Annotated in this window: 16 protein-coding genes and 1 tRNA gene; 10 read left to right on the top strand and 7 right to left on the bottom strand. The window is 57.0% G+C overall.

Going from position 1 to position 22,447, the window contains the following annotated elements:
* Positions 1–45 precede the first annotated feature (45 nt).
* The 4 genes from CAFE_RS12270 to CAFE_RS12285 form a co-directional block, all read right to left on the bottom strand.
* Positions 46–122: transfer RNA gene (locus CAFE_RS12270), tRNA-Arg, on the bottom strand.
* 92 nt (positions 123–214) lie between these two features.
* Positions 215–661: a hypothetical protein gene (locus CAFE_RS12275; protein WP_066646533.1), complete on the bottom strand. Its 447-nt coding sequence runs from the start codon at positions 659–661 to the stop codon at positions 215–217.
* A gap of 80 nt (positions 662–741) precedes the next feature.
* The gene (ppdK, locus tag CAFE_RS12280) at positions 742–3,402 is read right to left on the bottom strand and encodes a pyruvate, phosphate dikinase (protein WP_156990819.1); all 2,661 of its coding nucleotides are present in this window, start codon (positions 3,400–3,402) and stop codon (positions 742–744) included.
* Between the two features lie 173 nt (positions 3,403–3,575).
* Positions 3,576–3,833: a hypothetical protein gene (locus tag CAFE_RS12285; RefSeq protein ID WP_066646540.1), complete on the bottom strand. Its 258-nt coding sequence runs from the start codon at positions 3,831–3,833 to the stop codon at positions 3,576–3,578.
* A 253-nt stretch (positions 3,834–4,086) separates the two neighbouring features.
* On the opposite strand from CAFE_RS12285, the gene CAFE_RS12290 reads away from it, so the two are divergent.
* The 6 genes from CAFE_RS12290 (at position 4,087) to CAFE_RS12315 (ending at position 12,805) form a co-directional block, all read left to right on the top strand.
* Entirely contained in the window at positions 4,087–5,130 is a 1,044-nt protein-coding gene (locus CAFE_RS12290) for a sugar phosphate nucleotidyltransferase (RefSeq protein WP_066646549.1), read from the top strand.
* Between the two features lie 14 nt (positions 5,131–5,144).
* A complete protein-coding gene (locus CAFE_RS12295; protein WP_066646551.1) occupies positions 5,145–6,101 on the top strand; it encodes a ribose-phosphate diphosphokinase in 957 nt (318 codons plus the stop codon).
* Between the two features lie 125 nt (positions 6,102–6,226).
* Positions 6,227–6,841, top strand: a complete 615-nt coding sequence (gene pth / locus CAFE_RS12300) for an aminoacyl-tRNA hydrolase (RefSeq protein WP_066646553.1) — start codon at positions 6,227–6,229, stop codon at positions 6,839–6,841.
* Positions 6,842–7,183: 342 nt separating this feature from the next.
* Positions 7,184–10,645: a transcription-repair coupling factor gene (mfd, locus tag CAFE_RS12305; RefSeq protein WP_156990820.1), complete on the top strand. Its 3,462-nt coding sequence runs from the start codon at positions 7,184–7,186 to the stop codon at positions 10,643–10,645.
* A gap of 129 nt (positions 10,646–10,774) precedes the next feature.
* Positions 10,775–11,857 (top strand): hypothetical protein, encoded by a 1,083-nt coding sequence (locus CAFE_RS12310; RefSeq protein ID WP_066646563.1) that lies wholly within the window; start codon positions 10,775–10,777, stop codon positions 11,855–11,857.
* A gap of 135 nt (positions 11,858–11,992) precedes the next feature.
* Positions 11,993–12,805, top strand: coding sequence for an EFR1 family ferrodoxin (locus CAFE_RS12315; RefSeq protein WP_066647076.1), 813 nt, complete (start codon positions 11,993–11,995; stop codon positions 12,803–12,805).
* 78 nt (positions 12,806–12,883) lie between these two features.
* On the opposite strand, the gene CAFE_RS12320 is transcribed toward CAFE_RS12315, so the two are convergent.
* Positions 12,884–14,059, bottom strand: coding sequence for a hypothetical protein (locus CAFE_RS12320; RefSeq protein WP_330593975.1), 1,176 nt, complete (start codon positions 14,057–14,059; stop codon positions 12,884–12,886).
* 121 nt (positions 14,060–14,180) lie between these two features.
* Between CAFE_RS12320 and CAFE_RS12325 the strand changes: the two genes are divergently transcribed.
* Both CAFE_RS12325 and CAFE_RS12330 read left to right on the top strand, forming a co-directional pair.
* Entirely contained in the window at positions 14,181–14,453 is a 273-nt protein-coding gene (locus tag CAFE_RS12325) for a Smr/MutS family protein (protein WP_066646567.1), read from the top strand.
* Positions 14,454–14,476: 23 nt separating this feature from the next.
* The gene (locus tag CAFE_RS12330) at positions 14,477–15,223 is read left to right on the top strand and encodes a DUF1287 domain-containing protein (protein WP_156990821.1); all 747 of its coding nucleotides are present in this window, start codon (positions 14,477–14,479) and stop codon (positions 15,221–15,223) included.
* Between the two features lie 1,506 nt (positions 15,224–16,729).
* Here the strand turns inward: CAFE_RS12330 and CAFE_RS12335 are convergent.
* Both CAFE_RS12335 and CAFE_RS12340 read right to left on the bottom strand, forming a co-directional pair.
* Positions 16,730–17,674: a glycosyltransferase family 2 protein gene (locus CAFE_RS12335; RefSeq protein ID WP_066646581.1), complete on the bottom strand. Its 945-nt coding sequence runs from the start codon at positions 17,672–17,674 to the stop codon at positions 16,730–16,732.
* 8 nt (positions 17,675–17,682) lie between these two features.
* Positions 17,683–20,169 carry a YfhO family protein gene (locus tag CAFE_RS12340; protein WP_066646583.1) on the bottom strand — a complete coding sequence of 829 codons (2,487 nt, stop codon included), beginning with the start codon at positions 20,167–20,169 and terminating at the stop codon, positions 17,683–17,685.
* Between the two features lie 145 nt (positions 20,170–20,314).
* On the opposite strand from CAFE_RS12340, the gene yfbR reads away from it, so the two are divergent.
* The gene (gene yfbR / locus CAFE_RS12345; protein WP_066646584.1) at positions 20,315–20,905 is read left to right on the top strand and encodes a 5'-deoxynucleotidase; all 591 of its coding nucleotides are present in this window, start codon (positions 20,315–20,317) and stop codon (positions 20,903–20,905) included.
* Positions 20,906–21,081: 176 nt separating this feature from the next.
* On the top strand, positions 21,082–22,125 hold the full coding sequence (locus CAFE_RS12350) for an LCP family protein (RefSeq protein WP_066646585.1): 1,044 nt from the start codon (positions 21,082–21,084) through the stop codon (positions 22,123–22,125).
* Positions 22,126–22,447 lie beyond the last annotated feature (322 nt).

Here is a 22,447-nt window from a genome sequence, read left to right on the forward strand (position 1 = left end):
GATAACAAGGGCAAAATGATGTTCACTTTGCCCCAGTACCATATTTGGCGCGCCCGAAGGGATTCGAACCCCTGACCTTCTGATTCGTAGTCAGACACTCTATCCAGCTGAGCTACGAGCGCATTCTGAAAGCTGCCCTTTTGGACAGCTTTATTATTATATTAGATTCAGCGAAAAAAGTCAAGTCTTTTCAGGTGTTTTTTTCAGGATCGGTTTAGTCCGCGTCGGACGGCGGCGCGCAGAGACAAAATCCCCACGAGGCAAGTGCCAGGGATAAAATCGATACCAGTATGATCAGGTAGTGCAGCCCCGTCAGCATGACGGAATCCACCATCTTCCGCTTTGCCGCGCTGAAAAAGCATGCCGCCGCCAGCATGTAAAACGCGCTGAGGCCCGCCGCCGTACCGTAATTGTAACGCGTTTTCAGGAAAATCAGCAGCAGAATGGTTAAAACCGGAAGCAGGCACGAAAGCAGCAGGTAAACCAGAGCGTCGTTTGCAAACCCCATGCCGGCATATCGCGAAATCATACTGAAAACGCTCAGCGACTTGGCGCCACCGGAACCTGCGGTGTCGGCTGTCCTGCCGACGGGCAGGAACTGCATCCCAATCAGCAGCAGCTGCATTGCGATCAGCAGGATTTTCACCTGTTTTTTCAGCATCAGATCCGGCCTCCCTTTTTTGAAAAGAATTCCCCTGCGCGTTTACGCGCAGGGGAAACTGAAAGCTTTAGAAGCAGAAATCAGGCTTTCGCCCTTTTCTCCTTAATTGCAGCCTGCGCAGCCGCCAGACGCGCGATCGGCACGCGGAACGGCGAGCAGGAAACGTAATTGAGACCCGCGAAATGGCAGAACTCCACGGAAGACGGATCGCCGCCGTGTTCGCCGCAGATGCCAAGGTGGATATCCGGGCGGGTGGCGCGGCCGTCGGCCACCGCCATCTTGATCAGTTTGCCGACGCCCACCTGGTCAAGGTGCGCGAACGGATCGGATTCATAGATCTTGTTCTCGTAGTAGGAATCGAGGAACTTGCCGGCATCGTCGCGGCTGAATCCAAAGGTCATCTGGGTCAGGTCGTTCGTGCCGAAGCTGAAGAACTCGGCTTCCTTGGCGATATCGCCCGCGGTCAGAGCGGCGCGCGGAATCTCGATCATGGTGCCGACCTGATATTTCAGATCCACGCCGGCTTCCTTGATGATCCTGTCGGCTGTGGATGTTACGATATCTTTCACAAATTTGAGCTCCTTGATTTCGCCGACCAGCGGAATCATGATGTTCGGCTCGGTTTTGAATTCCGGATGCTTTTTGTTCACGTTGATTGCCGCATTGATCACAGCGGTGGTCTGCATTTCCGCGATTTCCGGATAGGAAACAGACAGACGGCATCCGCGGTGGCCCATCATCGGGTTGAATTCATGCAGGCTGGAGATGACGTTCTTGAGCTCTTCGACGGTGATTTTCAGTTCGCCGGCGATCTCTTTGATATCCTCTTCCTTGGTCGGCAGGAATTCATGCAGCGGCGGATCGAGGTAACGGATAATGACCGGGCGGCCCTCCATGACCTCGTACAGGCCCTCAAAGTCGCCCTGCTGGTACGGCAGGAGCTTGGCAAGCGCAGTTTTGCGTTCCTCAACCGTCTTCGCGACGATCATCTCACGCATGGCCTTGATGCGCTCGCCCTCAAAGAACATGTGCTCCGTGCGGCACAGGCCGATGCCTTCCGCGCCGAACTCACGGGCCTGCTTCGCATCGCGCGGAGTATCGGCATTGGTGTAAACCTGCAGCTTGCGGGCTTTGTCGGCCCAGGCCATAAAGCGGCCGAAGTTGCCGGAAATGGACGCCGGAACGGTCGGGATCGCAATGTCGTACACCTTGCCGGTCGAACCGTCAATGGAGATATAGTCGCCTTCTTTTACGGTCTTGCCGGAGAGAGTAAACTGCTTCTTGTCGTAGTCGACGGTGATTTCGCCGCAGCCGGACACACAGCAGGTGCCCATGCCGCGCGCGACAACCGCCGCGTGGGAGGTCATGCCGCCGCGTACGGTCAGGATGCCCTGCGCAACCGCCATGCCTTCGATATCCTCCGGAGAGGTTTCCAGACGGACCAGGATGACTTTTTCACCCTTCGTGGCCCATTCCTTGGCGTCTTCCGCGGAGAAGACGACCTTGCCGCAGGCAGCCCCCGGAGACGCCGCGAGGCCGTGCCCGATTTCTTTCGATTTTTTCAGTACTTCCGCGTCAAACTGAGGATGCAGAAGCGCGTCAAGCTGCTTGGGTTCCACGCGGAGAACAGCCTCTTCCTCATTGATCATGCCTTCATCCACAAGGTCGCATGCAACCTTCAGAGCGGCGGCGGCGGTACGCTTGCCGTTGCGGGTCTGCAGCATGAACAGGTGGCCGTCCTCAATGGTGAACTCCATGTCCTGCATATCCTTGAAATGGTTTTCAAGTCGCGTCGCAATCTCAACGAACTGATCGTACACCTGCGGCATCTGGTCCTTCAGATGGCTGATCGGGGACGGTGTGCGGACGCCCGCGACGACGTCTTCGCCCTGCGCGTTGATCAGGTATTCGCCGAAAAGCGCCTTTTCGCCGGTTGCCGGGTTGCGGGTAAACGCTACGCCCGTGCCGGAGTTGTCGCCGGAGTTGCCGAACGCCATCTGCTGAACATTGACGGCGGTGCCCCACTCGTACGGAATTTCGTTCATCTTGCGGTAAACGTTTGCACGGGGGTTGTCCCAGGAACGGAAAACAGCCTTAACAGCCTCGATCAGCTGTTCCTTCGGGTCCTGCGGGAACGGCTTGTGCTCGTTATCCTCGTAAATCTTCTTGAAAACAACGACCAGCTTTTTCAGGTCTTCGGCGGTCAGGTCCACATCGTTCTTAACGCCCTTTTCCGCCTTCATTTTATCGATCTCTTCTTCAAACAGGCTCTTGGAAACGCCCATGACGACGTCCGCGAACATCTGAACAAACCGGCGGTAGCTGTCGTAAGCAAAACGTGCGTTGTTTGTCTTTTTCGCCAGACCTTCAACGGATTCGTCGTTGAGGCCCAGGTTCAGGATCGTGTCCATCATGCCGGGCATGGACTGGCGCGCGCCGGAGCGGACGGATACCAGCAGCGGGTTGCTGATGTCGCCGAAGGTTTTCCCGGTGATTTTCTCCAGGCCCTTCATATGCTCAAAAATATCCTTTTCGATATCCGCATTGATCTGGCGGCCGTCTTTGTAGTACTGGGTGCACGCGTCGGTCGTGATGGTGAAGCCCTGCGGAACCGGCATCCCGGCCGCGGTCATTTCCGCCAGGCCCGCGCCCTTGCCGCCCAGGGTATTCTTCATCGTGGTCATGTCGCCGTGAAAAGCTCCACTGCCCTCGGAGAAATAATAAAGGAATTTATTGCTCATTAAACTACCTCCTGAAAAAGATTTTATAATAATGTATTGAACATTCGCGGACGATCGCAAATCGCTCAACCTGTATTATATCAAATACGGGAATCAAATGCTATAACTTTTTCCAAATCACAAACATTATTTTTTCCCTGATTTCACAGAAAATTCCAGCGCATCGGCTTCGGTCATTCCAGCAGCCGTCCCGCATAAACAGCGTTTTCGCGCGGGACAAGTATGACATAATAATCCTTGATCCGGAGGCCCCCCCGGGTGAGTCCCAGACTTCCGGCTCCCGGAAAATTTATGGAAAACCGGCGCGAATTCCTTCTGGTTTTCGCCTTGAATTTTACGCCGGAGTTTTGCAGAAGAGTCTGCTTTCTAAGGTACTCCCCGTAATCCGTTCCAAGGTAGACCTCGACCCAGTCCGCATGAAAAAACCTCATGGAAAATCCCCTTTTCAACAAAGCGCTGCCTGAGCTTCATCATGCCGATGGCACCATCGTTTTCCATTCTTTAATTCCTTTTTTCCATTCTATTCCATATCATGACATAAGTCAATCGATTTTTAACAGATCATTGTACAAAATTTAACAGATACACCAAAATGGCTTGAAAAAAAAATTGAATATGAGATAATAGAAGCGAAGAAATTCGGTACACATGAATACGCAAACCCCAAGATACGGAGGAATCAGCATGCCACAGGAAAATTGCGCCGTGATTCTTGCCGCGGGAGAGGGAAAACGGATGAAGCGGGATTGTCCCAAGGCTCTCGCGCCCGTCCTGTTCAAGCCGATGCTGGAATGGGTTCTCGATTCCGTAAAGGCGGCGGGGATCGGGCGCCTGTGTGTTGTCACCGGGCACCTGCACAAACAGGTGGAGCAATATTTGTCCGAATACGACCCCGGCCTTCGCACCGTCTATCAGCCGCAGCGCAGGGGCACCGGGCACGCCGTGATGATGGCGGCCGATTTTTTGCGCTCAAATGACGGCGGCAGCGTTCTGGTCCTGAACGGGGATTCCCCGTTTGTCAGTCCGAAAGAAATCCGGAACGCCTACGAAATCCACCGCGAAAACGAAAACGCCGTTACGGTGATTTCGGCGGAGCTGCCCGACCCCGCGGGTTACGGGCGCATTGTGCGCGACCCGCAGACCGGCAGACTTGCCGCCATTGTGGAACAAAAAGACGCTTCCCCCGAAGTGCAAAAGATTCCGGAGATCAATTCCGGGGCATACTGGTTTCAAACAAAGGCCCTGCTGGGAATTCTCTCGGAAATCAGGAACGACAACGCCCAGGGGGAATACTATTTGACGGACGCCGTGCGGCTCCTGATTGAACGGGGCGCGGAGGCGGACGCCTGCAAAGCCGGCAGCGCACAGGCGGTGCTGGGCGCCAACGACTGCCTTCAGCTTGCCGAGCTGAACCGCATCGCGCGCGAAAAAATTCTGACCGCCCACCTTCTGGAGGGCACCGATATCCCCTGCAGCGACGGGGTTATCATCGGTCCGGACGTCTCCGTCGGCCGCAACGTCAGCATTCTGCCGGGAACCATCCTGCGCGGCAGAACCTCGGTGGGGGCGGGCTGCGTCGTCGGGCCGAACACCGTTCTGACCGACTGCGCCGTCGGCGAGGGCGCTGTTCTCAATTCGGTACAGTGCAGCGGGTGCACCATTCAACCCGGGCAGACCGTTGCTCCATATACATTCATGATCAAACAGGCAAAGACAGACAAAAATTAGGGGGATAAACACAAATGAGTTTTCATGGGAAAGACATCAAAATCTTCGCCGCCAGCGCGAGCCAGGAAACGGCTAAAAAGATCGCCAAATGCCTCGGGCTTCCTCTGGGCAGAAGCGACGTCGGCACATTCAGCGACGGCGAAATTTCGGTTTCTCTCTACGATTCGGTCCGCGGCTCCGACTGTTTCATCGTGCAGTCCACCTGCGCTCCCGTCAACAGCAACCTGATGGAGCTGCTTATCATGATCGACGCCATGAAGCGCGCTTCCGCCGCCAGAATCACCGCCGTCATGCCGTACTTCGGCTACGCCCGCCAGGACCGCAAGGCAAAGGCGCACGACCCCATCACGGCAAAGCTCTGCGCCGACCTTCTGACCACGGCCGGAGCGAACCGCGTTCTGACCATGGACCTGCACGCGTCGCAGATTCAGGGCTTCTTCAACATTCCGGTCGACCATCTGCTTGGAGTGCCGCTTCTCGCTTCCCACATGAAGGAACTGATTGCCGGGCACGCCGACGAATACGTCGTGGTATCCCCCGACCTCGGCTCCGTCACGCGGGCGCGCAACTTTGCCGACCGTCTCGGCGTGCCGCTCGCCATTGTGGACAAACGCCGCCAGAAGGCCAACGTCTGCGAGGTGATGAACATCATCGGCAGCGTAAAGGGGAAAAAGATCATTCTGGTGGACGACATGATTGACACCGCCGGAACCCTCTGCAACGCCGCGCAGGCCATTATGGACAACGGCGCGACCCAGGTGACCGCCTGCGCGACGCACGGCGTTCTGTCCGGTCCGGCGATCGAGCGGATTCAGAACAGCCCGATCAAAAACGTCTTCCTGCTCAGCACTATTCCGATCCCGGAGGAAAAAATGCTGCCGAACATGACGGTGTTCTCCGTCGCCCCGCTGTTTGCGGAAGCGATCGACCGCATTTATGAAGACAAACCGGTTTCCCCCATGTTTGTCTGATTCCGGCAGGAAGAACAGCTTACGATACAGGGCATCGCGCCCGGGCGCCACACCCGGGCGGCGGAACAAGGCGGGGCGGATCATCCGTCCCGCCCGTTTCCGCATTCTTTTCAAGGGAGAATTTTATGCTGAACAACCTGTTGCACCTCCGCCCCCAGCCGGCGGGGCCGGTCGAATACCTAGTCGTGGGCCTGGGCAACCCGGGCTCAAAATACGACGGGACGAGACATAACGCGGGGTTCATGGCCGTCGACCACATCGCCGAACAGGCCGGGGTTAAAATCGACCGGCTGAAATTCAAAGGCCTCTGCGCGCCGGCGCGGATCGGCGGAAAAAACGTGCTGCTTTTAAAGCCCGGCACTTATATGAACCTGAGCGGGCAAAGCGTGGTAGAAGCGATGAACTTTTACCATATTCCGCCCGAACGGGTCGTCGTTCTTTTCGACGACATCAGTTTTCCGCCCGGAAAGCTGCGCATCCGCCTGAAAGGAAGCGACGGCGGCCAGAACGGGATGAAAAACATCATTTACCTTTCCGGCAGCGACTGCTTTCCGCGCATCAAGCTCGGCACGGGCGACCGCCCGGACCGCCGGTGGGACCTTGCGGACTGGGTTCTTTCCCGCTTTTCGCCGGACGACCTCAAGCGTTTCCAGGAGGCCGCCGCCCACGCAAACGACGCCGTCGCGCTGATAGTGCAGGGCAAAGCCGCCGAGGCAATGAATCTCTACAACGGAAAATAATGCCGCAGGACCGATTTTCCTCCGTAACTGACAGATTGGAGGATGACCGTAAGTCTGAGAACAATCGTGTCGCCTAAAACAATATCAGGATGCTTCGCGCTGATTTGCGCCATTTTGGGCGCAATTTATGATGTGACCGGCGCGCCGGGAAAAAAGGCGACACCCTTGGCGCGTTTTTTTATGATAATGAATTTGGCGGACGGAATTTCAAGGGATTCAGCGGCCTGTTATGGGAACGCCCTGTTTTGAACCCCGGCGACCGGATTCCAGTCATGATTGAAGAGAACAATTCCGGCAGCAGCTGTCCCGATACTGCCGCCGGGTTCGAATAAGGAGAGTTTCATGGAATTTCTGACAACCGCCGTCCGCGGACTCAAGGAATTTACGGATTTGGAGTCTGCCGTCGGCAGCCGGATGCTGCCCGCCGCGGTAACCGGGGTATCCGGGGTCCACAAAGCAAACATCATCTATTCGCTCTGCGCGGACCGGCGGCGCAGGGCTTTCGTCGTCGCCGGAGACGAAGCGGAGGCGCAGCGCCTGTGCTCCGACCTGACGGCGATGGGCCTGAGGCCCCTGTTCTACCCGGCGCGCGACTTTTCGTTCCACGACGCGGAGGGCAGCTCCCACGAATACGAACACCAGCGGCTGCAGGTTTTGGAGCGCCTGATTTCAGGCACCTGCGACGCGGTTGTCTGCTGCATTGACGCCGCCCTTCAGCTCACCATTCCGCCCGCCGAGCTCAGGCGCCGCACCGTCACGCTGGAAACGGGCAAAAGCGTTCCGATGGAGCGGGTGCTCGGCGTCCTTTCCGCCTGCGGGTACGAGCGCGCCGCCCAGATAGAAGGCGCGGGGCAGTTCGCCGCGCGGGGCGGAATTCTCGACTTTTATCCGCCGGGCGGCGAAGCGCCGGTCCGCGCGGAATTTTTCGGGGAGGAGGTCGACTCCCTCTCCCTGTTCGACCCCGTCTCCCAGCGGCGGACGGAATCCATTCCCTCGGCGACCATCGAACCCGCCGCAGAAGCGCTGATCGAGCATCCGCAGATTCTGGCCGAACAGCTCCGCCGCCTTGCGTCCGAGCTGAGGGGCAAGGCCGCGCCGGCGGCAAGGGCCGTTTTAAACGAACAGGCCGACAAGCTGAACAACGGAGTTCACCTTGGCTGCGCGGACAAATACCTGCCCCTTCTGTATGGAGAAAAAGCGACGCTTTTCAGCTATCTTTCGCAGGACATGCTGCTGTTTGTCAGCGAACCGGTCAAATTGCGGGAACGGATGCGAAGCGTGCTGTGGCAGTGGGGCGAGGATCTCAGGGAGCTTCTTTCGGACGGCACCCTGTGCCGGGGACTGGACAGCTACAGCGGGGACTGGGCCTGTGCGCTCGCGGCGTTCGAGCGCTTCGGCGCGGTTTACCTGGACGCGTTTGTCCACGGCGGCTATGAAACGCCGGTGCGCACCCTGATCGGCATGAACGCGCGCCAGCTTTCCTCCTGGGGCGGCAGCATCCAGCTTCTGACCGAGGATCTTCAGAACATGCTCTTCAACCGCTGGGCCTGCGCCGTGCTCTGCGGCTCCGAACGCGCGGCGCGCAACGTCGCGGCGGACCTTCAGGCAAAGGGAATCAACGCGGCGTTTGTGGAAAGCCCGAAAAAAATCGAACGCGGAGAAGTGGTCGTAACCCTCGGCGCGCTCTCCGGCGGGATTGAGTACCCCGGGGCTTTTTTCGGCCTGATCACCCACGGGCGCGCGGTACTCCCCCATGTGAAAAAGCAGAAAAAGAAAAAAAGCGGCGAAGCGATTTACAGCATCTCCGATCTGACGCCGGGGGACTACATCGTCCATGCCTCGCACGGCATCGGCGTGTTCGAGGGAATCCACAAAATCGACATGAACGGCGTCGTCAAAGACTACATCAAGGTGCGCTACGCCAAAAACGACCTTTTGTATGTTCCCGTGACACAGCTCGACATGGTTTCCAAATACATCGGCCCGCGGGAGGACGCCACCATCCGACTGAGCCGTCTGGGCAGAAGCGACTGGCAGAAGGCGAAGGCAAAGGTGCGCCGCGCCGTCAAGGACATTGCGGACGACCTGATCCGCCTGTACGCCCAGCGCATGCAGGCCAAAGGGCACGCGTTTGCCCCGGACTCCGAATGGCAGCGTGATTTTGAAGCGCATTTCGAATTTGAGGAAACCGAAGATCAGCTCCGCTGCATCGAGGAAATCAAATCCGACATGGAAAAGAGCGCGCCGATGGACCGCCTGCTGTGCGGAGACGTCGGCTTCGGCAAAACGGAGGTGGCCCTGCGCGCCGCGTTCAAGTGCATCACCGACTCCATGCAGTGCGCGATGCTGGTGCCCACGACGATTCTCGCGTGGCAGCATTACCAGACCATCACCCGCCGCATGGAGGGGTTCCCCATCCGCGTCGAGCTGCTTTCGCGCTTCCGCTCGGCAAAGGAGCAGGCCGAAATCATCAAAAAGCTCGCCCGCGGCGAAATCGACATGGTCGTCGGCACGCACCGGCTGATTTCCAAGGATGTGGAATTCCGAAACCTGGGCCTCATCATCGTCGACGAGGAGCAGCGCTTCGGAGTCGCGCAGAAAGAACGGCTGAAAACGCGTTACAAGGACGTGGACGTCCTCACGCTTTCGGCGACGCCGATCCCCCGGACGCTGAACATGGCGCTGTCCGGCATCCGCGACATGAGCGTGATTGAAGAAGCGCCGCACGACCGGCACCCGGTGCAGACTTATGTGCTGGAGCATGACGACGGCATCCTCTTTGAAGCCATCCGCCGCGAGCTGCGGCGCGGCGGGCAGGTTTACTATCTGCACAACGATGTGGGAAGCATCCAGCAGGTCGCAACACGGATTCAGCAGGCAATTCCGGAAGCGAAGGTCGGCTACGGTCACGGAAAAATGAACGAGCAGGAGCTTTCGGAGGTCTGGCGTCGCCTGATCGAGCAGGAGATCGACGTTCTGGTCTGCACGACGATTATCGAAACCGGCGTGGACGTGCCGAACGTCAACACGCTGATTATTGACAACGCCGACCACATGGGCCTATCCCAGCTGCATCAGATCCGCGGGCGCGTCGGGCGTTCCAGCCGTCGGGCGTTCGCCTACCTGACCTTCAAGCGCGACAAGGCGCTCTCCGAAATCGCGCAGAAGCGCCTTTCCGCCATCCGGCAGTTCACGGAGTTCGGCTCCGGGTTCAAAATCGCAATGCGCGACCTTGAAATCCGCGGCGCGGGGAACATTCTGGGCGGCGAGCAGCACGGGCACATGGAGGCCGTCGGCTACGACATGTACCTGCACCTGCTGGGCGAAGCCGTCGACCGCGCAAAGGGCAAGCCGGTGCAGGAATACGGCGAAGAGTGCCTGGTCGACATGCAGGTCACCGCGCATATCCCGGAAAGCTACATTGCCGACCTGAACCAGCGGCTCGACATCTACCGCCGCATCGCGGACATCCGCACGCGGGAGGACGCGCTGGACGTCACGGACGAACTGATCGACCGGTTCGGCGAACCGCCCGCCAGCGTGAACGGCCTGATCGACATCGCGCTTCTGCGCAACGTCGCCTCCCGTCTCGGCATCCGCGAGGTGCGCCAGCAGGAAAGCTCGATCTTCCTCTACTCCGACCGCATCGACATGAAAAAGGTCGGCGCGCTGGTTTCCGCCCTGCGCGGCAGGGTTCTGCTCAACGCGGGCGCGAAGCCTTATGTCAGCGTGAAGATCGCCCCGGACGAAACGCCGCTGCAGACGCTGTCGCAGGCGCTCAGGCTGATGGAAGCTCCTTCCTGACGGATGAAATCCGGATGAGAATACCCCGCCGCCCGAAAAAAGCATGGACAGGATACCGGAAAAAGTGTATAATTGCAATCATGAAACAAAGCCTTTGGGAAGAATGTTAAGAATATCGGAGTGTGTCAAATGAAAAGAATGAAAAAGGTCGCCGCGCTGCTCCTTGCCGTGGTTATGCTGGCCTCCACGGCCGCGTGTTCCTCCGACAAGAGCTGGGCCGCGAAAAACGACAGCCTGACCGTGCCGATCGGCAGCTATATTTATGAGCTGTACGCCGCGTATTACAGCGCTTCCAGCCAGACGGGCGATACGGCCGCCGGCAGCGCCTCCTCCCAGGCCGCGGAATCTTCCGTGCTGGACCGGAAAATCGACGGCAAGGACGCCAAAACGTGGATTCGCGAAAAAGCGCTGAATTCAACAAAATCGCTTTTCGTCATCGACCGGAAAATGAAGGATCTGAAGCTGACGCTGACGGACGCCGAAAAGGCATCCATCAAAACCAACACCGACAGCTCGTGGGCTAACTACAAGAGCACGCTGGAGGGCTACGGAATTGCGGAAAGCTCCTATCAGCTCGCCGCGGCGGAATACAGCGCGAAATACCAGAAGGTTTTTCAGGCCACCTATGGCAAAAGCGGAGCCAAGGCGGTTCCCGACGACGAGCTGAAGAGTTTCTTTGAAAAGAACTACACCGATTTTTCCTATGTGCTGTGCAAGCTTTATAAAACGGATTCGAGCGGAAACTATTCCGCTTCTTTCACCGACAGCGAAAAGAAAAAGGCCGAAGCGGAATTCAACGACTACGCCTCCAAAATCAGCGCCGGAACCATGACGCTGCAGCAGGCGGCCGACGCATACAAATCAGTTGACTCCACCATTTCGGTTCAGAACGACACCGCGAACCTCAAGACAAATCTTCAGGGTTATCCGGACGACCTTGTCAAGCTGCTCGACGGAATGAAAGCCGGCGAAACCAAGGCGGCCGAGATTTCCAGCGGCTACCTCTACATTCTCGCAACCAAGAACGATATTGCAAAGAAGACCGCCGATGAGATGAAAACCGACGACGGCAGGAACAACCTGCTTGCCGATTACAAGGGGCAGGAATTTTCCGACGAGATTTCCAAGGAAGCAGACTCTATTAGCGGAGTGACCATAAACGAAAAGGCGATCGATTCTTACGACCCGTCCATGTTCGCTGCGGAAAAGTAACCGCCGTTCCCCCGATCTGAAAGAGCCGCCGGGAAGCAGACGCTTTCCGGCGGCTCTTTGCGTCCCCGGTTCCTTGCCGCGGCGGGAAAATCGTGGTAAAATATGGGCAGCCAACACAGCGAAATCGGGTGTAACATGGAACTGAAAACTGTCGAACTGATTTATTTCTCTCCCACCGGCACAACGCGCGAAACCGTCCGTGCCGTCGCGGAGGGAACCGGCGCTTCCATTCTCCGGGAAACGGATCTGACCCGGAAAGAAAACCGCGGCCCGCTCCCCGCCGCCTGCGCCGACCTTTTGATCCTCGGGGTTCCGGTCTACGCGGGCAGAGTCCCCGCGTTTCTGCTTTCCTGCCTGAACGGAATGGACGGAGGAGGCAGGCCCGCCGTTTTTGTCGCCGTTTACGGCGGCATTGATTACGGCGTCACGCTGAACGAGCTCGCGGAAATCGCCGAAGCCCGCGGTTTCGTTCCCGCCGCCGCGGGCGCCTTTCTCGGCCAGCATTCCTTTTCCACCCCGGATTTTCCGGTTGAGGCGGGCCGCCCCAACGAAAAGGATCTTGCCGCCGCGCAGGAATTCGGGCGAAAAATCACGCAAAAACTCTTCGCGGCAAAGGACGCTTCCGCCCTGTCCTTTCTGATTCCGAAAGGGAAAATCCCGCTGCCCGGACGTATTTTGCCAAAGAGCGCCGCAAAGGCCTTCGCGCGCCCTCCGCGTTTCCAGCTGGAATTTTGTCCCCGGTGCGGCGCATGCGCGCGTATCTGCCCGATGGGCGCGATCGACCCGAACACGCTCCGCATCGACGAAAAAGCCTGCATTCGATGCTTTGCGTGCGTCAGAGCCTGTCCCAAGGGCGCACGCGCCGTTCAGTTCCGGTTTGGTTCCCTGCCGGGCCGGTTTCTCCAAAGGGAAAGCAAGCAGAAAAAGGAAGCGCGGTATTTTCTGTAATCCCGCGCTTCCCTGTAGGAACTGCGCTCCGGCGGGAGCGCAGTTCGTTTTTTTCCGTTGTGTATTACGCGGCGCCCTCTAGTACAGCACGACCGTGCCGCCCTTCACCGCACAGCGGCATTCATAGCTTTTCTGCGTTTCGTTTTCCACGTCATAAATCGAATTGAATTCAAACGAATCCTTTCCGTCTGAAAGGATGTAACGCGCGATGATGAACCGATCGTCCACGCAGGTTACAAATTTGCCAAGATCGCCGGGATATTTGGCGTGAATCTTCGAATTCAGGACGCCCGTCACCTCGCAGAAGCCGTCGCCCTCCGCAATGCGGTAGGCGCGCCCCCCCTGCGGGTCGATGCTGAAGAGGGCGTCCTCTTCGTCCTGCCCCAGGCTGAGCGTCGCGGCAACCGATTTTCGCCCGGTCTGCTTGTCATAGGCGCACAGGCGCTGGTCCCCGGTCGGGAAATACCGCGCGCGGAAATACAGACTGCCGTCGTCCATCCCGACATAGCGCACCAGGCCGCTGGTCCCCGCGCTGAGGATGAGCTCAAGGGGAACGCATTCCTCCCCCGCCTTGACGGCTACGATAAAGTCGAGCAGAGGGCAAAGCCAGACGTTGTCGTTGATATTGTCGCCCAGCCAGCGCATATTGTGAAAGCATTTCAGCTTTTCCTCCTCGTCCCCGTGCGGCTGCAGCACCAGAAGCTGCCGTTCCCCGCTCTGGTCATAGGAAAGCAGGCTCCCCGCGTTCCCGTTGCAGATGCGCGGGTCGCGGGCGTAATAGTACCGGCCCTCCTCCAGGTCGTACAGATAGGCAACCCGGGAAAGCCCCGTCAGTCTTTTATATTCGTGAAACAGCTGCCGATGCCTTTCATTCGCGGATGTGTACAGAAGCACATGGCTTTCATCCAGCGCGCGGCACTCGGCAAAGGTCCCGATGAAGTTCAGCCGGGCCATGTTCTTTTCCGCTCCGGTATTCTTGTCCACGCGCAGAATCCAGACCGTGCTTTCTCCGGATTCCATGACGATGACAAGGTCTTCCGGGAAGCTGAAAAAATGCTGCACATAAGCCGGGTCCGTCAAAAAATAATTCGCGACAATGCGCTCCCGGCGTGTTTTCAGGTTGTATTCGAGAAGAAAGAGGCTGTTATGCCCTTCCTCCGATTTTTCCTCAGCATAATAGATTTTATCGCCGTCAAATTCGATCAGCGACACATTGCTGCTGGTAAACAGATTTCGCAAATCAACCACTTTCACCGGTCTCACCCCCGACCATTCCCATTATATCAGAAACCATATAAAAATCCAATCGTGCGGGGCATGCTTCGTCCCTTTTTTCTCACTCCGTGTTATAATAAATTCGGAGAGGTGAATCGCCATGCATATTTCAAAGACAGGTTCCGTTCTGGAAGCGGATCTTCACGGCCTGACGGCGGAGGACGCAAAGCGCCGTCTGGAGCATCTTCTTTCCCACGCCGGGCCGCAGGTCAGGGAAATCCGGGTCATCCACGGCTACAACGGAGGGCAGGCCCTGCGCGACATGGTCCGCGTGCGACTCAAGCATCCCCGCATCGCTTCCAAGCTCGTCACCCTGAACCCCGGGGAAACCAGGCTTCTGCTTTCTCCTCCGGACAAAAAACAGGGCCGATGACCGGCCCGCGGGAGGGACTTTTTATGGCGATTCGCCGAAGCCGATTTATTCTTTTCATCCTGATCGCGGCGCTTGCCTTCGGGGCCTGCCTTGCCGTCCTCTGGCTGCGCCCGCAAAACGGCGGCGGCAGCCTGTCGCCGGGGCAAAGCGGCACACCGCCGAAGGAGGATCGATCGGCTGAGGACTTCGGGATTCAGACCGTTCACAGCCCAGTGGATTTCAATGGAAACGGCACGGACGATTACACCGATTTTCTGCTTGGCGCCCGCAAAGACGCGCAGGACAAACCGAAATACGACAATTCCTACTACCGGGGCGGATACCCGCCGGATGGCTCCGGCGCCTGCACGGACCTTGTCTGGCGCGCCTTCCAAAACGCCGGGTACTGCCTGAAAGACATGGTGGACCGGGATATTGCGGAGCACACGCCCGCTTATCCCGTCGATGGAAAGCCGGACCCCAACATCGACTTCCGCCGCACGGCCGTTTTGAAAATCTATTTTGAGCGGCACGCCGTTTCTCTGACGACGGACCCGAAACGGATCGCCGAGTGGCAGCCCGGCGACATCGTCACGTTCGGGACCCATCACATCGGGATCATCTCCGACCGCAGGGACAAAAGCGGCATTCCCTATTTGCTCCACAACGCGGGACAGCCGGAGCGCGAGGAGGACGCGCTGACGCGCTACGGCGAAATCAGCGGGCATTTCCGATTCGACGCGAGCCGGTTGAAAAAAAGCGAATTGATTCCGTTCGGTTCACCGAAATAAGCCTGTCCTCAGGCCGGGCGGGGACGCAAAGCGGCTATCGCGCTACGCGGCCTTAATCCTTCTATTTTATTCTTTTTAATTCTTCTTGGGGCCAAGTGCCCCTTAACCCAAATTATTTCTATTTATTTACCTTGCACTCAGGCCGTGCGGGCCCATACTTTCGGTCCCGTACGAAAGTATGCAAAGTACGGGTCGGGGGGGACTTCAAACTCCCGTAGGGAGGGCTCCAAACGTCCCCCCCGACGCCCCCCGGCACCTGTCAACGGGAAAAGCAATGTTCTTAAAGCACTCTGCTTCTTATTGACGACGGGGGCTCCGAAGTGAAAGCCACTGCTTTATTTTAGGGAAACTGCAATTCATTGGCTTGCCTTAACTCAAGCCGTAGGTATTCCAATCTCATTCATCTTAGAAAAACTTGCTATTACGCCTGTGGATTCTCTATGCGCTGAAACAGTTAACTTTAATGACTTTCAATTTCCTGTGTGCCTCCATATTGAGCACTTAGGGAAAGAATGGGAACCGTCAATGAAAAGCACAACACTGGAGAATTGGAGCGGGCCCCTTGACAGGTGCCGGGGGTGTAGGGGGGACGGTTAGGTACCTTCCTCGACGGGAAGTTGAAGTCCCCCCTACTCAACCTTTGCCTACTTTCGTTTGAGGACGAAAGTAGGGGCCCGTCCGGCCTGAGGACAAACTGAATAAATTGAAGAAATTATTGTTAAGGGGCAATCAGCCCTAAATAAGAATTATACTTCTTCGCTGCGGCTGCAAAAGCCGCTTTGCGTCCCCGTCCGGCCTGAGGACAGAGAGAAAATAAGAAATAATGAGGGTTAAGGGGCACTTGGCCCCAAAAATAAAAAAGGCGCCGCGCTGCGGCTGAAATAAATTATTAAAGAAAGTAAAACAAAAAAAGGACGAACCGCCTCCGCTTTCATACGATAAAAATATTTAGTTGAATTTTGGAAAATAAAGGATTATAATGAGATTGCAAGGCAAATAAAAAGCGCAATGCAGGAATGGAGTGGGCAAACACCCCATTCCCTGCATACGGAGCACCAGCCTCCATATACCACGGAATTCACCGCGCATTGCAGAAACCATTATACTTCCTTTTTCCGTTTTTGTACAGAGGGAAGAAAGATGGTCCACAACCTGATTGCGCGCGCGCCGGTGTATGGAATGACCCTTTTCCGTACCGGCGCTTTTTGTTTTCTTGCGGGTAACAAACGCCGCGCCTCGCAAAGGGTGAACTCCTCGGCAGGCACGCGGCGGCATGTTCCCCGCCGGCAAAACTGATGTTTGTGAAAAGAACTGTGGAAAAAGTAATGCAACCCCTACCATACCCGGCGCGCGCGGAGCGTTTTTGCCGGCAAAAGGGAGCACGGCGCCCGTTCGGCGGGCGCTGTGCTCCTGATTTTTTTTGCCGGTCCGTCCGGGCGGGCCACATCTGCGGCGTTCACGGTTTCAGCCTTTTGGGAGTTCCGACCCTCCGTCCCGACCGGAGGGTCATTTTTTGAATTCTTCGATCTTATACCGCGGCCTTGCCTTGACCTCCGCATAAATTTTGCCGAGATAAGTGCCTACAACGCCCATTCCGAGCAGAATGAGGCCGCCGAGCAGCCACAGCGACCAGAACGCCGCGAGCCAGCCGGCCCAGCCGGCGGCAAAATGAGCGATCCCCGCCCAGGCCGTGCCGACAAAGCCGATCAGGCTGACCAGAACGCCGAGATGAAAAATCAGCTTCAGGGGTTTCACGCTGAACGACGTGATTCCGTCCACCGCGAACGCCAGCATCTTTTTGAGCGGATATTTCGACTCGCCCGCGAACCGCTCGTGCCGGTCATAGGTGACGACCGCGCTGCGGTAGCCGATGAGCGGCACCAGCCCCCGCAGGAACAGGTTGACCTCGCGGTACTCCGAAAGCGCGTCGAGCGCGCGGCGGCTCATCAGGCGGTAATCCGCATGGTTATAAACCACGTCCACGCCCAGCACCGCCATAAAGCGGTAAAAGCCGAGAGCGGTCATCCGCTTAAAGGCCGTGTCGGTGTCGCGCTTGTTCCTCACGCCGTAAACCACGTCGCAGCCTTCCAGATATTTTTTGACGAATTCGTCCAGAACGTCCACATCATCCTGCAAATCCGCGTCCAGACTGACCGCGCAGTCCGCGAACTCCCGCGCCGTCATCAGGCCGGCCAGCAGCGCGTTCTGGTGCCCGCGGTTGTGCGCCAGCTTAATCCCGCTGACCAGCTTGTTTGCGCCGCAGAATTCGGAAATCATCCGCCAGGTTCCGTCCCGGCTGCCGTCGTCCACAAAGAGCATCCGGCTCTTCGGGTCCGCCAGCCCGGCGGAAATCATGGCGTGCAGTTTTTCCGTCAGCCGTTTCACCGTTTCCGGCAAAACCTGTTCCTCGTTATAACAGGGAATCACAAAATATACTACCGGTACAGACATCGTTAAACCTACCTTTGCGTCTCATGAATTTCGTCTTCTGGTTTCGGGTCAGGCCCATTCGGCCCGGCCGGGCGGATTCTCTCCGTCATGTTTGAAAAATTCGGAAGCCGGAGCTTTACCACCCTGTAAATTTTCCTTTTCCTGCGCTGTCCGCGGTCATACCGCCGGGTTATAAGGTAATAGAACACAAATAGAAGGACTCCTCCGCCCGTCGCGGCGGCGCCCATCGCAAGGCCGGGGGTCTTATAATTGAAACGGATCCGCGAGGTTCCCGCCGGAACCCGCACGGCCATGAAGCCCACGTTCACTTTGACAATCTCCGCGGGCTTGCCGTTTACTTCGGCGCTCCAGCCGCCTTCCCACGGAACGCTGAAAAACACCAGGCGGCTTTGATCCGACGTATCCTGTGCCGAAAATCCGCCGCTGTCCGTCGTGAACGAGGACGCCGACTCCGCCGCCCGTTCGGTGCAGTCCCTAAAATAGGCGTCCTGCGAATAATCCTGGGACTCCGGGTCCAAATGATTCAGCCCCCGCGCTTCTTGGCCGACGTCCGCATCCTCCAGCACCACGGCTTTCAGCAGAAGCAGGTTGCGGTCCTCCTCGGCGAGGGCGTTGTATTCGCTCCGGGTCACATAGCTGTCATAACTAAAGCCCATCGGGATAAAATAATCGTTCCGGTAAACGTCGCATCCGTTCTGCGTCGCGTAATAGCTCCAGCCCGGCATCGCGGGGGTCCCGTCCTCACCGGTAAACTTTTTCCCGGAGTCGGAGGGATCGAACAGCCATTCGCAGCTGGTCAGACCCCTGAGCCCGTAGTATTTTACCTCCGGGCGGGAGCCGACGTCGCGCTGAACGCCAATGCTGGGGTAAAACTCCATGATGGAGCCGGGAACGATGCTGTGAAAGGCCTGAATCGTCGGCTTCTGCCAGTACATGGCCTGGTTGTCCATGCCGTCGAAAATATCGATCCGGCTGAACCGGTCGGAATCCGGCAGATCGATCTGCGCCCCCTTGTTCAGCGAATACGGGATGATCCACTTGTGCGTGTCGTCGCTCTGCGTTTTGCCGAGCGCGATGAAATAGGCCGCGTAAACAACGGTAATCAGAGAAATGCCGCCCATCACGCAGTGGACAAACTGCTTTTTGTCGCGGCGGTAAAACCGGAAGGAGAGCGTCAGCAGCGCAAGGCTCAACAGCGCGATAGCCACATAGGGCCAGAAACGGGTCGGATAATCCTCCAGCCCGAACACGGTCTTTCCGCTCGAGGTTTTGTTCGGCATCAGGCCGATCGGCAGCGCGATTCCAAGCGTGACGCCCAGCGTCCATTTAATCGCCCGCGGCCAGTCGGAACGCCGGTCCTGCAGCGCGAGCACGGTCGCCAGCGCCAGCATCAGCGTCAGCATGTAAAACCACCGCGCGTAATACGACATGTTAAACAGCTGGAACGCCGCGTTCAGAATCGGGACGAACGCCATGAAAAACAGGATGCAGACGAGCGTTTTCACCCAGTGCTTTTTTCTGGCCTGCACAAACGCGAACACGCCCGTCATGCCCAGCAGCGGGAACCACGCGCCGAGCGAAGCCCATTTTGCCTCCGAGTTCGGGGTGAAATTCGGCCTTGCGGGAATATCCGGCGGGAAGAAGAAGCATTCCAGAATGTGAAGATACCGCTGGTTCCAGTCGTACAGAAGCGTTCCCCAGCCGGAAGGCGGGTTGTTTACGCGCGGATTCTGCACCGCCGCGAGGACGGTGGGCACCAGGAGCACCGACGCGCACAGCACGCCGATGACCGATTCGCACGCAAGGAGCAGAAAGTCGCGCACCGAAAGCGTCCAGTTTTTGCTCAGCAGCCGGACAAACCAGTAGAGGAGGACAAACACAACCTGTCCCACAAAGAAGTACCAGTTGACCATCGCGCACAGAAATACGGAGAGCGCGAAAACCCCGCGGCGGCGCTTGTACATGTATTCGTCCAGCGCCCAGAGCATCAGAGGGAAAAAGACAATTGCCTCGTGAAAATGGTTGAAGAAAATATTGTAAATGGAAAAGCCCGAAAACGCGTACAGCATTCCGCCCGCCACGGCGTAATCCGGGTCGCGGACATAGCGCCGCAGGTAATTGAACGCCGTGAGCGACGCGCAGCCGAATTTCAGCATCAGCAGCGGGCCCATCAGGTGCGGCACCATCCAGCTTGGAAACGGAATCGTCAGCCAGAAAAACGGGCTTCCCAGAAGATAAAACGTGTAGGAACCGATAAAATTGGCTCCGAGGTCGGTCGTCCAGCTCCACCCGATGCTGCCGCTTCTGACCGCGTCGTGGCACATCTGATAGAAAGGGACCTGCTGAACGTTGTAATCGCCGTAAAAAAGAAAATAACCGTTGTCAAACAGGATAAATGGAATAAAAAAAAGAAAAGAAACGGCAAGGCCGTAAAAAAACGCCTTGAAAAAATACTCCCTTGTCCCGTTCCCCCTCAGGCTGTGAATTTTAACCACTGCTCCGCCTCCCAAGTACCGATGTCGTTCCATATTATAACACAACGCGTTGATGAAACAAGAAAGATTCCTGTTGAAACTATGAATTTTTTGTATTGAAAATATGAGAAAATACGGTATGATAATAGAGTATGGAAAAGGGAGGATGACCGTGTTCCATTTTTTTGCCGTTTTATCCCGGATGAAAAACATCAACCGGTGGGGTCTGATGCGAAACACCCGGCAGGAAAACCTGTGCGAGCACAGCTTTGAAACCGCCGTGATCGCGCACGCGCTCGCCGTTTTGCGCAACACCCGCTTCGGCGGCAGCGCAGACCCGGGCCGCGCCGCCGCGCTGGCGCTGTTTCACGATTCCACGGAGATCATTACGGGCGACATGCCGACGCCCGTCAAATATTTCAGCCCGAAAATCCGCTCCGCCTACCGGGAAGTGGAATCGGTCGCGCGCGACCGTCTGCTCGGATTTCTTCCGGAAGACCTGCGGGACTCCTACCGCCCGCTCCTCGGCGCGGCCGAATCCCCCGAAGACCGCGGCCTGCTTCCGCTGGTTCACGCGGCCGACAAAATCTCGGCGGTCATTAAGTGCGTGGAGGAAAAAAGAATGGGGAACATGGAATTTTCCAGCGCGGAAACCGCTCTGCGCGACGCCGTCGCGTCGCTGCGCCTGCCGGAAGCCGACTGCTTTATGGCAGAATTCCTGCCCTCGTTCAGCCTGACTCTGGACGAGCAGGAATAACCAGTTCTTCCAGAAATTAAGTTTTTTATTTTCTTTCAGTAATTATATGGCGCAGCCTTTTCTTTATACTATTACGGTTAAGGGTTTTTCGCGCCCATACGGCGAAATGCGGCCAAAATCATCATTTTTGAATTGAGCGGCTTGTGTATAAACGGGAAAATGAAGGGATCGATGAAATGATAGGAAAAAAAAGGCATACGCTTCGAAATGTCTCAATTTTGATTTTGAGTTTACTCATGCTGACGGCGGGAATCGGCTGCGTTTACGCGGACAGCCTGTTGAACCGCATCAATTACGCAGAGGGAGAAGACAGCTCCCAGGCTACCGGGTCCCTGTTTGAAAACGAATCGGGAGGCGAGGCCGACAACGCCAAAGCTGGCGTTCTGGGAGGCTTGTACCACGACGACGCCATCACTAACATCCTGCTGCTCGGCGTGGACAACTACCAGGCGAACGACACGGGCCGCAGCGACAGCATGATGCTGGTCTCGGTCGATACGCGGCACAAAAAAATCAAGCTGACCTCGTTTATGCGCGACCTTTACGTCGCGATTCCGGGCATCGGGAATAACCGGCTGAACGCGGCGTACAGCCTTGCCGGCGGAAAAATCAAGGGAGCGCAGTCCGTCGTGCGGACTCTGGAGTCGAATTTCGGCGCGGACATCGACCGCTATGTGATCATCGACAACGACGCGTTCAACAAAATCATCGACCGGCTCGGCGGCGTGAAAATCACGCTGACCGCGGCGGAGGCAAAGCTGGTCAACCAGTACTCCGGCGATCCCCGGCGCAACCTGACCGCCGGCACGTTTACGCTTTCCGGCGCGCAGGCGCATTACTACTCGCGCATCCGCGCAATCGGCGACGACTTCGAGCGCACCGAGCGGCAGCGCAAGGTCTTTTCCAGCATCGTGGATTCCCTGAAGGGTTCCAGCCTGCCGACGATTTACAGCGCCCTGGCCGATACCATGTATCTTATTACCACCAACATGACAAAAGCGGAAATTCTCTCCATGGCCTCCAATTCCCTGACTTACCTCAATTACCCGATCAGTCAGGACCGGATCCCGGGGGATAATGAATACACCTCTGAAACCGTCATGCTCGGAGGCACGGGCGCGGACGTGCTGGTTCCCAACCTCGACAAATGCAAGGAAGACATCGCGAAGTTTATTTTTGAAGACGACATTCCCAGCAAAACCTACCAGAACGCGGGCTGAGAGCCATTCGGTTTTTCGCTGCGCCGTTTATGCGTTTGGATTTTCGAATTTCGCTTTCGGGGAACCTTTTCCATCCCGTCCGTTCGGCAAAGCAAACGGATTTTGCCGTTTTGCACGGCGGGTCAATCAACAATCTTGTTTTTCGGCCGTATAGCTCGGAGCCGCGTCAGACCGGATGGTTTGCGCGGCTCTATTTGAAAGATTAACTATTAAAAGTCAAGCCTGAAATGAGGATGGTGGTAAAAAACAGATGGTCCAGAAAGAGTATAGCAAAGCAGGCGTCCAGTTGAACGCCGCATCGGCTATTCCGAGGAAATTACGT

This window comes from Caproicibacter fermentans (assembly GCF_009746625.1).
GTDB classification, from domain to species: Bacteria; Bacillota; Clostridia; order Oscillospirales; family Acutalibacteraceae; genus Caproicibacter; species Caproicibacter fermentans.

What these genes read in the sequence shown, in the direction of transcription:
- yfbR (WP_066646584.1), top strand. Translation starts at nt 20,315, where the DNA reads ATGACCGTGTTCCATTTTTTTGCCGTTTTATCCCGGATGAAAAACATC.
- ppdK (WP_156990819.1), bottom strand. Translation starts at nt 3,402, where the DNA reads ATGAGCAATAAATTCCTTTATTATTTCTCCGAGGGCAGTGGAGCTTTT.
- CAFE_RS12325 (WP_066646567.1), top strand. Translation starts at nt 14,181, where the DNA reads ATGCATATTTCAAAGACAGGTTCCGTTCTGGAAGCGGATCTTCACGGC.
- CAFE_RS12290 (WP_066646549.1), top strand. Translation starts at nt 4,087, where the DNA reads ATGCCACAGGAAAATTGCGCCGTGATTCTTGCCGCGGGAGAGGGAAAA.
- pth (WP_066646553.1), top strand. Translation starts at nt 6,227, where the DNA reads ATGCTGAACAACCTGTTGCACCTCCGCCCCCAGCCGGCGGGGCCGGTC.
- CAFE_RS12315 (WP_066647076.1), top strand. Translation starts at nt 11,993, where the DNA reads ATGGAACTGAAAACTGTCGAACTGATTTATTTCTCTCCCACCGGCACA.
- CAFE_RS12285 (WP_066646540.1), bottom strand. Translation starts at nt 3,833, where the DNA reads ATGAGGTTTTTTCATGCGGACTGGGTCGAGGTCTACCTTGGAACGGAT.
- CAFE_RS12295 (WP_066646551.1), top strand. Translation starts at nt 5,145, where the DNA reads ATGAGTTTTCATGGGAAAGACATCAAAATCTTCGCCGCCAGCGCGAGC.
- CAFE_RS12275 (WP_066646533.1), bottom strand. Translation starts at nt 661, where the DNA reads ATGCTGAAAAAACAGGTGAAAATCCTGCTGATCGCAATGCAGCTGCTG.
- CAFE_RS12335 (WP_066646581.1), bottom strand. Translation starts at nt 17,674, where the DNA reads ATGTCTGTACCGGTAGTATATTTTGTGATTCCCTGTTATAACGAGGAA.
- CAFE_RS12310 (WP_066646563.1), top strand. Translation starts at nt 10,775, where the DNA reads ATGAAAAGAATGAAAAAGGTCGCCGCGCTGCTCCTTGCCGTGGTTATG.
- CAFE_RS12350 (WP_066646585.1), top strand. Translation starts at nt 21,082, where the DNA reads ATGATAGGAAAAAAAAGGCATACGCTTCGAAATGTCTCAATTTTGATT.
- mfd (WP_156990820.1), top strand. Translation starts at nt 7,184, where the DNA reads ATGGAATTTCTGACAACCGCCGTCCGCGGACTCAAGGAATTTACGGAT.
- CAFE_RS12330 (WP_156990821.1), top strand. Translation starts at nt 14,477, where the DNA reads ATGGCGATTCGCCGAAGCCGATTTATTCTTTTCATCCTGATCGCGGCG.